Here is a 12,438-nt window from a genome sequence, read left to right as displayed (position 1 = left end):
GGCAAAGGCAGCCGACGATCTCCTGCGGCTACTCGGGCAGCTTCTGGCCGATCACCGCAGAGGGCGGCGGTGGCGGCGGTTCGACGACCGGCGCCGGTTCGGCCCCGGTCAGACGTTCCGCCACCTCTGCCGCCAGCGACTGCAGCAGCCGCAGTTCGTCGTCGTCCAGGGTGCGGATCTCGTCGTCCATCAGGCAAAGCGCCCCCAGGATCACCTCGTCGGCCTGGCGCACCGGGGTCGCCGTCAGGGCCCGCACCGACCATGATCGCAGCGCCGTGCTGTCCGCAAAGCGGGGATCGCGCTCCACATCCGCGACCATGATCGGGCCATCCTCGGCCGCGACCTGGGCAGCGATCCGCCCGTCCGGCGGCATCACGGTCAGGTCACGGCCATCGGTGGTCGCGATGCCGCGCAGTTCGCGGTTCTGACCGACGATCACCTCCTGCTCGGGCTCCATGACCAGAATGGCGGCCATCCTGACGTCAAAGACGTCGGCGGCACGCTTGGCTAGGTCGTCCAAGTCCTCGCGCAGGTCCGGGTCGCCCAGGTTCACGTCGGCCAGCGCCGCCGCGCGTTCGGCGGTGGTCTGCGGGTCCGGGCGGTCCACCTGCATCTTCTCCGCAAGCCCGATTATCCGTTCGATGCGCAGCACCGCCTCGTCGATCGACGCCACCACGGCATCGGCGCCCAACGCCTGGGCTCGCTGCGGATCCAGGTCCTCGCCGGACAGGCCCCACAGGCCGATCACGATGCTGATGCCGGGCCAGCGGCGGCGGATCCGGCGCGCAAGGTTGCGGGCCGCGGCGTCGGGTTCCCGGCTGAAATAGCTTAGCAGGACCACCTGCGCGCGATCCAGTTCCAGACCGTCGACATAGCGCGTCGTCGCCGCGCCGGCGGCACGTTCGTCGGCGGCGATCCCCTCCAGCCGCAGGCTGTGGGCCAGCATCTCGCAGGCGCTGCGGTCGATGTCCCATTTCCCGGCGACGCAGACGACCTGCGGCGGCGCGTCAGCGGCGATCGGGGCCGGATGATCCTCGCGCAGCGAATCCAGCAGCGCATCCATTCCCGTGGCGATCCGCAGCCGGTGTTCGGCGCGCGCGGTGTGAAGATAGTCGGCGCTGGCCTGACGCAGCACCTCCATCCCGTGGTCGCTGTAGAAGCGTGTGACCGACGTCGTTTCGATCGCGTCCTCGGCCGTCTCGATCGCCTCGTCCGGATCATTGGCGATGAGACGCTGGTAGATCCGCGTGGGCAGGTCCAGCGCGGGTGTCGAGCCGAGCAGGGTCTCCAGCACCGAAAGCTGCGGAATGTAACGCCCGATCACCAACAGGCAGACGGTCAGCGGGGTGGACAGCACCAGCCCCACAGGCCCCCAGATCGCCGTCCAGAACGTCGCCGCCGCAATGAGCGAGATCGCCGACAACCCGGTGCTGGAACCGTAGAGCAGCGGCTCGACCACGTTGTTCGACACCAGTTCCAGCACCAGGATCAGGCCCAGCGTGAACAGCACCATGTTCCAGCCCGGATCGACGGCAAAGGCGAGGCTGAGCGGAAAGACGGCCGACAGGATCGGCCCGACATAGGGGATGAAGCGCATGACCGCGGCCAGCGTGCCCCACAGGATCCAGCCCGGCACCCCGATCAGCCACAGCCCCAGCGCCATCGGAATACCATAGGAGACGTTCACCAGCAGCTGCATCAGAAGATATTTCGAGATGCGCTTGCCGGCCTCTTCCAGCGCGTCGGTCGACCGGTAGAGATTGCCCCCCAGCATCCGCAGCAGGCGGTCGCGCAGGTCGCCCTGGTCCAGCAGGATCAGCACGACGAAGACCAGCACGATGCCCGCGGTCGCGACCGGCGCCAGCAGCGGTGACAGCCACAGCATCGCGGTCTCGAACGGCGAGACGGGCTCTGGGATCACCCTGACGCGCTGCGGCGCGATGTCCTCTTCCTCCTCCTCGCCGACCACCTCGGCGACCTCTTCCTGCACCGTGTCCACGGTCTGCAGGGCACCATCGAACATGCCCGGACCCTGCAGCCGGGTGCCGAGACCTTCGATCTTGGTGCGGATGGTGGTCTGGTAGGTGGGCAGCTGCTCGCTGAGCGCGCGCACCTGCATGGTGACGACGGTGCCCAGCCCGCCGAGCACGCCCAACACCAGCAGTACCGCCGCGAACACGGCGATGATCCGCGGCAGGCCCCGCCGAACCACCCAGTTCACGAGCGGGCCGAGGGCGAAGCTGATCAAGAAGGCGATGGCCAGCGGGATCAGGATGTCGCGGCCCAGATACAGCGCGGCGACGATGACCGCCGCGATCACCAGCATCGCGGCGAGCCGCACCACATCGGGCTGCTGCGGAGCGGGCGGCCCTGCCGGGCTGGGGCCGAGGGTCGAGTTGGGTGTGACCAAGTCCGGACCTGACATGACGTTCGTGCAGCAGTTGCAGATACGAGACACGGGCCACCGCCACTCAGGCGTAGTCGACCCGCATCAAGCCCGCATGCGCGCAGGCTAAACACGTCGGGCAGCCTCGGCAAGCGTCGGGCAGCAGCTGGAATCTGCCTGCCCGGTGGGGGTTGCCCTTCCATCTTGCAGGCAATGAAACTATCGCATGCACCCGTAACGGAGATGGATTGCCATGTGGCTTGCGTGTCTGACCTGCCTGGCTGCATCGCTGGCCGGCATGTCGGCGCTTGCAGCAGGACAGCAGCCCGCGACGACCGCCCCATCTGTCGCGCCCTCCGCCAGCGATACCGCCGTAGGTGCATACGGCGACAGCGCCCTGCCGGTCGAGGTGATCACCGTGGCCGAGACACCCGTCGTCCTGCATGTCAGCCTGACCGGCGCGATCGAGGCACGCGACACTGTCGACGCGGGCTTTCGCCTGGGCGGACGCGTCACCGAGGTCCTGGTCAGGGCCGGCGACCGGGTGCAACAGGACGATCCCTTGGCGCGGACCGACTCGGTGCAGCAGGAACAGATGGTGCAGGTCGCCAGTTCGGCGCTGGACAGTGCCGTCGCTGCCCGTGATCAGGCCCGGCAAGCGGCGGATCGCGCGATCTCGTTGCTGGAACGCGGCGTCGGCACCCGCGCCAGCCGCGATGCCGCGGTCGAGGCGCTGTCCACGGCCGAGGGGGCCGTGGGGCAGGCGCGGGCGGGTCTGGATCAGGCGCAGCGAGCGCTGGACGACACCGTGCTGCGTGCACCGGTGGATGCCGTGGTGACAGGTCGCGCCGTGGACCCGGGGCAGATCGTCGGCCCGGGGCAGACCGTCGTCTCACTGGCCGGGCTGTCCGGGTTGGAGGCAGTGTTCCAGATCCCCGACACACCCCTGCTGGACGGCGCCATGGGATTGCGGGTCACGCTGACACTGGTGGACGACCCGGACCGGACGATGACCGCCGCGGTGGACGAGATCTCGCCTCTGGTGGATCCGCAGACGGGATCCGTCACCGTGCGGGCTGGGATCATCGACGCCCCCACCGACGCCGCATTGCTGGGGGCGGCCGTGCGGGGCGAGATCGAGATGCCGGACGGTCAGGGCATCCCGATCCCCTGGACGGCGCTGACGGCGACGGATGACGCGCCGGCAGTGTGGGTCGTGGGGGACGACTGCAAGGTCGCGATCCGACCGGTCGTGATCGACCGGTTCCATACGGCCGAGGTGCTGATCGCGTCCGGACTGGCGCAGGGTGAACGGATCGTCGCGGCCGGATCGCAGCTGCTGTACCCGGGACGTTGCGTCGCGGCAGCCCTGCCCGTCGGCAGCGGCGCGGACGAAGAATGAGGAAGCGACCGGAATTGCGTCGATCCCGGCACCGGCGGTCTGCCTGGCCGCTTGCGGCCCTGTCGCTGAGCGCGGCCCTTTGGCTGGCCGGTCCCGCCGCTGCCTTGACGCTGCCGTGGCAGCGCGAGGCCCCGCCGCCCGCCGAGGCCCCGCCGCGACCGGTCGTCACCGAGATTGTCGCCGACCTGCCGGCAGCCCAGCGATCGGTGCCGGGCATTGTCGTCGCGGCAACCGAGGCGGTGCTGGGCGTTCAGACCCCCGGCACCATCATCGAACAGAGCGTCGACATCGGCGACGAGGTCCCAGCGGGCGAGGTGCTCGCGCGCCTGAACCCCGACGATCTGCAGGCCGATGTCCGTGCGGCCGAGGCTGCCTTGTCGGCGGCTGAGGTGCAGTTGTCCACCGCCCAGGCCACAGCCGAACGGACCCGGGAGCTGAACCAGCGCAGCGTCGCCAGCACGGCGCAGCTGGAACAGGCCGAACGCGCCTTGGCCACTGCTCAGGCCGCGCGTCAGCAGGCCCAGTCGGAACTGGCTCGGGCCCGCGATGCCGCCGCGTTTGCCGAACTGATCGCCCCATTCGACGGGGTGATCAGTGCCGTTCATCTGACCGCGGGCACCGTCGTGTCGGCGGGACAGGCAGTTCTGACGCTCGCCTCGCAGGACGCACGCGAAGCCGTCATCGACCTGACCGAAGCGCAACTGCAGGAGCTGCAGCCGGGGGACGCGTTCACCGTCACCCCGGAAACCGATCCGTCCGGCAGCCTGCCGGCAGTGATCGACCGGATCGAACCGCTGGCGGACGCCGCGACCCGTACCCGGCGCGTCCATCTTGCCCTCGACCCCGGACGGAAGTTGCGCATTGGGGCGCTGGTCAGGGCCAGCCGTGACTACGACACCGGCGTGGTGCTGACCGTGCCACCCGCGGCGCTGCTGCGAAGCGGCGATGACGCCGGCGCGGTGGTCTGGGTCGTGACACGGCAGGGCGAGCAGGCGACGGTCACGCGCCGCGACGTGAACATCGGCGAGGAGATCGGCGGCCGGGTGCGGATCACGGCAGGCCTTGCGCCCGGCGAAGAGGTCGTCGTGCGCGGGGTCAATTCGCTGACCGACGGGCAACCGGTCGGACGTCCGGTGCCGCCATGAGATCGGCGCGCCGCCGCGCAGGACGCGGCTTCAACCTGTCCAACTGGGCGCTCGACCACCGGTCGTTCGTCTGGTTCCTGCTGATCGTGTCGATGGTCGCGGGCGCGATCAGCTATACCCGACTGGGCCGGGAAGAGGACCCGAACTTCACCATCAAGGTCATGGTGATCGGCGCCACGCTGCCCGGGGCGACGATCGAGGAGACGCTGGGCCAGGTCACCACCCGGATCGAGACCAAGCTGGAAGAGCTGGACGAGCTGAAATTCACCCGCTCGATCACCATGCCCGGCCAGGCGGTCGTCTATGTCGAGTTGCTGCCCACCATCCGCAGCCCCGCCGTGCCCGAGATCTGGAAACGGGTGCGCCAGATGATGTCCGACATCCGGCCCGAATTCCCGCAGGAATTCGCCGGGTTCCAGTTCAACGACAGTTTCGGTGACGTGTTCGGCAACATCTATGCTTTCACCAGCGACGGCTTCACCCTGCGGGAGATGCGCGACCGGGTCGAGGACATCCGCAAGCAGGTGCAGGCCCTGCCGGCGGCTGGCCGGACGCAGCTGCTGGGCGTGCGCGACGAGGAGATCTATCTGGAGTTTTCGCCGTCCCGCCTGGCCGGGCTGGGGCTGAACCAGATGGACGTGATGCAGACCCTGGCTTCGCAGAACGCCATCGCGGCATCCGGTGTGGTGGATTCGGGTCCCGAACGGGTGCTGGTCCGCGTCGGAGGGCAATTCGACGATATCGACGCCATCGCCGCCGTGAACCTGCGGATCGGCGATCGGTTCTTCAACCTGGCGGACGTCGCGACGGTCCGGCGCACCTATACCGACCCCCCGCAATCGCTGTTCCGCCATAACGGGCGGGAGGCGATCGGGCTGCAGGTCGCCATGCGCGAAGGCGAGAACATCCAGACCTACGGGGACGAGCTCGACGCGCTGATGAGCCGGATCGCCGCCGATCTGCCGATCGGCATCGAGATGCACAAGTTTGCCGACCAGCCGCATGTGGTGGAGGAGGCGGTCGGGCATTTCGTCACCGCGCTGATGGAAGCCGTCGCCATCGTGCTGCTGGTCAGTTTCGTCAGCCTGGGGATGCGGGCCGGGTTCGTCGTGGCCCTGACCATCCCGCTGGTCCTGGCGATCACCTTCGTCATCCTGGAATGGTACGGGATCACCCTGCAGCGGATCTCGCTGGGGGCGCTGATCATCGCGCTGGGGCTGCTGGTGGACGATGCGATGATCGCGATCGAAACCATGATCTCGCGGCTGGAACTGGGCGAGTCGCTGGTCGAGGCGGCCAGCTATGCATGGACGTCGATCGCCTTTCCGATGCTGACCGGGACCCTGGTCACCGTCGCGGGCTTCATTCCCATCGGCCTGAACAATTCTGCCGCGGGCGAATTCACCTTTTCCCTGTTCGTCGTGATCGCCGTGTCACTGCTGGTCAGCTGGATCGTCGCGGTGCTGTTCGCGCCTCTTCTGGGGGTCGCGTTCCTGCCCGCCACGATGGCCGATCACGGCAACCGGGTCGGGCTGCTGCGTCGGATCTTCCACGCCCTGCTGCGCCGGGTCATGCGGTTCAAGTGGACGACCGTCATCCTGACGCTGGGGATCTTCGCCGGCTCGGTCTGGGGGATGCGGTTCGTCGAGCAGCAGTTCTTTCCGACCTCGGACCGGACCGAGATCATCGTGGACGTCGGCGAACGCCAGAACGCCTCGATCGCCCGGACCGACGCGACGATCCGCCATATCGACGCCTTCCTGGCCAAGCAGCCCGAGGCCCGGTTCTGGACCTCCTATGTGGGCAGCGGCGCGCCCCGTTTCGTGCTCGCCATGGATATCCCGACGGCCGGGCCGCATATGGGGCAGGTCGTGATCCAGACGGCCAGTCTGGAGGATCGCGACGCGCTGAAGGCCAGGCTGCGAGAGATGGCCCGGCGCGAGCTGATCGGCACCGACGTGTTCGTCAAGAACCTGGAAATCGGCCCCCCGGTCGGCAAGCCCGTGCAGTACCGCGTCAGCTCGGCAAGGATCGAAGAAGCGCGCGACACGGCCCGCAGCCTGGCCGCCGTGCTCGCCGACGAGCCACGCCTGCGCGACATTTCGCTGGACTGGAACGAACCGGCGCGCGTGGTCCGGGTCGTCGTCGACCAGGACAAGGCCCGCCAGCTGGGGGTGAGCAGCCAGGCCATCTCGGGGGCGCTTGTCGCGCTGTTTTCGGGAACCACGGTCACCCAGCTGCGGGACGGCATCTTCCTGATCGACGTCGTGGCGCGGGGGGTTCAGGCCGACCGACAGTCGCTGGAAACCATCCGGAACCTGCAGCTTGCGACGATGACCGGCACCCCGATCCCGATGGCTTCGCTGGCCCGGCTGGAATACGGGACCGAACAGCCCCTGATCATCCAGCGCGACGGCCGGCCCACCGTGACGGTCCAGGCGGCGATTGCCACGGCCGATCAGCCCGCCACCCTGGTCGCGGCGCTGGCGCCCAGGGTCGCCGCGTTCGCGGCCGAGCAGCCCGCATCGGTCGATATCACGGTCGGCGGGACTGTCGAGACGTCCGGCGAAAGCCAGGCCCCCATCGCGGCCGTCGTGCCGCTGATGCTGCTCATCATGAGCCTGCTGGTGATGGCCCAGATGCAGAGCTTCCGGCTGAGCCTGATCGTCTTTGCGACGGCGCCGCTGGGACTGATCGGGGTGGTGGCGATCCTCGTCCCGTTCCGCGTGCCGATGGGGTTCGTGGCGATCCTGGGGATCCTGGCGCTGATGGGCATCCTGATCCGGAACGCGGTGATCCTGGTGCACGAGATCGACAATCTGCTGGGCAGGGGTCGGACCCGGTGGGACGCCGTGTTCGAGGCGTCGGACAGTCGCGCCCGGCCGATCCTGCTGACCGCCGCCGCGGCCAGTCTGGCGCTGATCCCGATCTCGCGGCAGGTGTTCTGGGGACCGATGGCGTTTTCGATGATGGGCGGCATCATCGCCGGCACGCTGATCACGCTGCTGTTCGTGCCGGCCCTGTACTGTGTAGTGTTCGGCGTGCGTCCACCTCGGACGGATGACGCGGCGCCGGCTGCATCCGGCGCGCAGGCCCCGCGGCAGCCCCTTCCCTAGTCAGACGCTACCTCGTGCTGCGCGGCCGGGCCGTCAGCGCACCAGCAGCACGCTGGTCGGGGCATGACGGGCGACGCGGTCGCCCTGGCTGGCGATCCGGAACGTCCGCAGTTCGTCGGGTGACTGCGATGCCATGACGATCAGGTCGGCATGGACCTTGGCCGCCATCGCGATGATCGTTTCCGCGACATGGCCATAGCCGACATGGGTCTGCACCCCCGGCAGATCGGGCAGCTTGTCGCGCGCGAAGGCCTGCAGCGCCGCCTTCAGGTCTTCGAGCGCCTTCTTCTCGTAGCCCTTGGGCAGGTAGCTCGCGACCCACGCATTGCCCACGTCGTGAACCACGCCCAGCAAATGCAGCTCGCCCCCGGGCTGCAGGATGGAACGCGCCATGGGCAGGGCGCGCACCCAGCTCGACTCGTGCTGCATGTCGATCGGCAGCAGGATGGACTTGATCATCGGGTCCTCCTTCAAGCGACGGCCACGGCCGGCGGCAGTTTGCCCGCGATCCGGCGGCGTTGCAGCCAGACCACGAACGCCAGCAGCGCAAGGGCCGGGATCAGCATCAGGTATTTCGACGGCGTTGCCGCAGGCATCCGGACCATCTGGATGGTCTGATCCCAGTCCAGCCCGGCCTGCTGGGCGGGGCTGTCGAACGCCACGTTGTCGATGATGACATCGCTGCCATTCTCGATCACGTCGATCCCCAGCGCCTGCAGCCGCTCCTCGCCGGTGGCGCCCGCGGGGACCGGCAGTTCGACCCGGAAGGTGGTCGGCGTGCCGATGTCGTTCAGCCCGGCCACCTCCATCCGGAAGGACCCGCCCTCGGGTGCCTCGGCCAGGGCCTGGGTCAGCTGTGCCGGTTCATAGTCGTTCCAGGGAGAATAGATCTGGTCCATGAAGAAACCGGGCCGGAAGATCGCGAACGCGATCAACAGCAGCAGCGCCGATTCCCAGATCCGGTTCCGGGTCAGGAACCATCCCTGCGTGGCGGCCGCGAACAGCAGCATGGCGACCGTGGCGACCACGAAGACGAGGATGCCCTGCAGCCATCCGACATCGATCAGCAGCAGGTCCGTGTTGAAGATGAACAGGAACGGCAGCGCCGCGGTGCGCAGGCTGTAGAAGAACGCCACCACGCCGGTCCGGATCGGATCGCCGCCAGACACCGCGGCGGCGGCAAAGGATGCCAGACCGACGGGCGGGGTCACGTCGGCCATGATCCCGAAATAGAAAACGAACAGGTGCACCGCGATCAGGGGGACGATCAGCCCGTTCTGCTGACCCAGGGTGACGATGATCGGCGCGAGCAGCGCCGACACGACGATGTAGTTCGCGGTGGTCGGCAGCCCCATTCCCAGGATCAGCGACAGGATCGCGGTCAGGAACAGGATGGCCAGCAGGTTACCGCCCGACAGCACCTCGACCACGTCGGCCAGGGCCGATCCGACCCCGGTCTGGCTGACGGCCCCGACGATGATGCCGGCGGTCGCGGTGGCGATGCCGATGCCGATCATGTTGCGCGCGCCTGCGATCAGGCCATCCACCAGATCCGACACGCCGCTGCGCAGCGCGCGGCCGACCGATCCGGTCCCGCTGCGGTCATGGCCGCGCATCAGCACGAACAGCGGCCGCTGCGTGAGCAGGATGAAGATCATGAACGCGGTCGCCCAGAACGCCGACAGGCCGGGCGACAGGCGATCGACCATCAGCGACCACACCAGCACCACGACCGGCAGGATGAAATGCAGCCCCGACCGGACCGTCGGTCCGGGCAACGGCAGTTCCTTGACGTCGGCATTCGGATCGTCGATCTGCAGCGGCTCCTCGCGCGACCCCACCCACAGCAGCGCCAGATAGACCAGCGTCAGCATGGCAAAGATCACATACGGCGCCGCATCACCGAAGGTCGGGCGGATCCAGCCCATTCCGTAGTACACGGCAAGCGACAGGCCCGAGATCGCCGCGACCATGAACACCCAGGTGATGATCCGCCGCCCCCAGGGCCCCGGATCATAGGATCGCGGCAACCCCTCCATCCCGGCCTTCATCGCTTCCAGATGGACGATATAGACCAGCGCGATGTAGGAGATCGTCGCCGGCAGGAAGGCGTGCTTGACCACGTCGAAATACGGAATGCCGACATATTCGACCATCAGGAACGCGGCGGCGCCCATCACCGGCGGCATGATCTGGCCGTTGACCGACGACGCGACCTCGACCGCACCGGCCTTTTCCGCAGAGAACCCCACCTTCTTCATCAGCGGGATGGTGAAGGTGCCGGTGGTCACGACGTTGGCGATCGACGATCCGGAAATCAGGCCGGTCATCGCGCTGCTAACGACGGCGGCCTTGGCCGGACCGCCGCGCATGTGGCCCATCAAAGAAAAGGCCACCTGGATGAAGTAGTTGCCGGCCCCGGCCTTGTCCAGCAGCGCGCCGAACAGCACGAACAGGAACACGAAGCTGGTCGAGACCCCCAAGGCGATGCCGAACACGCCTTCGGTGGTGATCCACTGGTGGTTCACCACCTCGGAGAGCGAGTTCCCCTTGTGGGAAATCAGGTCCGGCATGTAGGGGCCGAGGAAGGTATAGACCAGGAACACCGTCGCCACGATCGTCAGCGCGGGACCAAGCGCCCGCCGGGTCGCCTCGAGCAGCAGCATCAAGCCGATCACCGACACCACGAAGTCCTGGGTGATCGGTGCGCCGACCCGGCCACCGATGTCGTCATAGAAGAAATAGATGTAGAGCGCGGCCCCCGCCGCCACGATCGCCAGCGCCCATTCCCATGGCGGAACCCAGTTCTTGGGGCTGCCCGCCAGAACCGCGGCAATGACCGCCACCCCGATCAGGACGATCCACCAGGTCATGCCCGGATCGGCGCCATAGATGAACAGACCGGTCAGCGTGACCGGGACCGCAACGGCGAGAAAGAGCTGCAGCCTGGTCCGCTCGGCCGGATACGCCATGAACGCCAGGAACATCGCGAAGGCGAGGTGGATGGAACGGGTTTCGGTGTCGTTCAGGATGCCGAACTCGAAGACGAACGGCAGCGGCGAGGCGATCCAGATCTGGAACAGCGACCAGAGCAGGGCGGTGGTCAGGATGATCTTTCCGACGACACCGGCGGGCGTCCGCGCGCCGGTGTCGGATGAGGAGACGAGTTCGTCCAGTTCGTCCTGGCTCAGCGCGCCATGACCGGAACTCTGCATCTCGACCGCCGCGGATTCCCGCTGGTGGGGATGCGGCGCACGCGGGTCGTCGTGCGGCCTGTGTTCCTGTTCGGCCATGGCCCCCTCCTCCCAGTGTGGGCGGCTGCGAGCCGCGCCGGTTAAGATCATCCTGACGGAAAAGGCGGCCTCACCGCAAGATGAGACCGCCTGTCGTTGTCAGTGATCGTGCGGGACGTCCCGTGTCACTGGATCCAGCCCTGCTCCTTGTAGTACTTCTCGGCGCCCGGGTGCAGCGGCGCGGACAGGCCCTCGGACACCATCTGTTCCGGCTGCAGGTTCGCGAAGGCCGGGTGCAGGCCCTTGAAGCGGTCGAAATTGTCGAACACCGACTTGACCACCTCGTACACCATGTCCTCGGGAACGTCGGCAGAGGTCACGAAGGTCGCCTTGACGCCGAAGGTGTCCACGTCCTCGTCGGTGCCGGGGTACATGCCGCCCGGGATGACCGCCTTGGCATAGAACGGATTGTCGGCGACCAGCTTGTCGATCTCCGGCCCGTTCACCGGCACCAGATTGGCCTCGACCGAAGAGGTCGCCTCCTGGATCGAGCCGTTCGGGTGGCCCACCGTATAGACGATGGCGTCAACCTTGTTGTCACCCAGCGCCGCGGCCTGTTCGGCGGGCTTCAGTTCCGACGCCAGGCTGAAATCGTCCATGGTCCAGCCCTTGGCCTGCAGGACGACCTCCATCGTGGCCCGCTGGCCCGATCCCGGGTTGCCGACGTTGACGCGCTTGCCCTTCAGGTCGTCGAAGCTGGCGACGTTGGCGTCCTTGCGGGCGACGACGGTGAACGGCTCGGGATGGACGGAAAACACCGCGCGCAGGTTCTCGAACTTCTTGTCGCCCTCGAAGTCGGGGTTGGACCCGTTATAGGCGTGGTACTGGATGTCGGACTGCGCGACCCCCATGGTCATGTCGCCGGCCTTGATGGCGTTGACGTTCGCGATCGACCCGCCGGTCGAGGGGGCGGTGCATTTCAGGCCGGTTTCCGCGGTGGCGCGGTTGACCAGGCGACAGATCGACTGGCCCACGACGTAATAGACGCCGGTCTGCCCCCCGGTGCCGATGGTGATGAACCGCTCTTCGGCGGCCTGCGCCTGGGCGCCGGCGGCGGTCAGCATCCCCATCGTCATGGCGGTGGCGACGATCCTGG

Annotated in this window: 7 protein-coding genes; 3 read left to right on the top strand and 4 right to left on the bottom strand. The window is 67.7% G+C overall.

Annotated elements, in window-relative coordinates; translation table 11 throughout:
- Positions 1–28: 28 nt before the first annotated feature.
- On the bottom strand, positions 29–2,425 hold the full coding sequence (locus Q0938_RS09975; RefSeq protein ID WP_299361601.1) for an AI-2E family transporter: 2,397 nt from the start codon (positions 2,423–2,425) through the stop codon (positions 29–31).
- Positions 2,426–2,639: 214 nt separating this feature from the next.
- Here Q0938_RS09975 and Q0938_RS09970 point away from each other — a divergent pair, with 214 nt between their 5' ends.
- Genes Q0938_RS09970 through Q0938_RS09960 form a run of 3 tightly spaced genes read left to right on the top strand, consistent with a single transcriptional unit; the run spans position 2,640 to position 8,049 of the window.
- The gene (locus Q0938_RS09970; protein ID WP_299361598.1) at positions 2,640–3,788 is read left to right on the top strand and encodes an efflux RND transporter periplasmic adaptor subunit; all 1,149 of its coding nucleotides are present in this window, start codon (positions 2,640–2,642) and stop codon (positions 3,786–3,788) included.
- Positions 3,785–4,933: an efflux RND transporter periplasmic adaptor subunit gene (locus tag Q0938_RS09965; protein WP_299361596.1), complete on the top strand. Its 1,149-nt coding sequence runs from the start codon at positions 3,785–3,787 to the stop codon at positions 4,931–4,933. Before Q0938_RS09970 ends, Q0938_RS09965 begins: the two co-directional genes overlap by 4 nt.
- On the top strand, positions 4,930–8,049 hold the full coding sequence (locus tag Q0938_RS09960) for an efflux RND transporter permease subunit (protein WP_299361595.1): 3,120 nt from the start codon (positions 4,930–4,932) through the stop codon (positions 8,047–8,049). The genes Q0938_RS09965 and Q0938_RS09960 overlap by 4 nt, the downstream gene beginning before the upstream one ends.
- Positions 8,050–8,082: 33 nt before the next feature.
- On the opposite strand, the gene Q0938_RS09955 is transcribed toward Q0938_RS09960, so the two are convergent.
- The 3 genes from Q0938_RS09955 to Q0938_RS09945 all read right to left on the bottom strand — a co-directional run bounded on the left by Q0938_RS09955 (position 8,083) and on the right by Q0938_RS09945 (position 12,418).
- The gene (locus Q0938_RS09955; RefSeq protein WP_299361593.1) at positions 8,083–8,508 is read right to left on the bottom strand and encodes a universal stress protein; all 426 of its coding nucleotides are present in this window, start codon (positions 8,506–8,508) and stop codon (positions 8,083–8,085) included.
- 11 nt (positions 8,509–8,519) lie between these two features.
- Positions 8,520–11,342 carry a TRAP transporter permease gene (locus tag Q0938_RS09950; protein ID WP_299361592.1) on the bottom strand — a complete coding sequence of 941 codons (2,823 nt, stop codon included), beginning with the start codon at positions 11,340–11,342 and terminating at the stop codon, positions 8,520–8,522.
- A 125-nt stretch (positions 11,343–11,467) separates the two neighbouring features.
- Entirely contained in the window at positions 11,468–12,418 is a 951-nt protein-coding gene (locus Q0938_RS09945; RefSeq protein WP_299361668.1) for a TAXI family TRAP transporter solute-binding subunit, read from the bottom strand.
- Between the last annotated feature and the right edge of the window lie 20 nt (positions 12,419–12,438).

The organism is uncultured Paracoccus sp. (assembly GCF_947496875.1).
In the GTDB taxonomy this organism is placed as follows: Bacteria; Pseudomonadota; Alphaproteobacteria; order Rhodobacterales; family Rhodobacteraceae; genus Paracoccus.
This window is presented reverse-complemented; position numbering and strand designations above follow the sequence as displayed.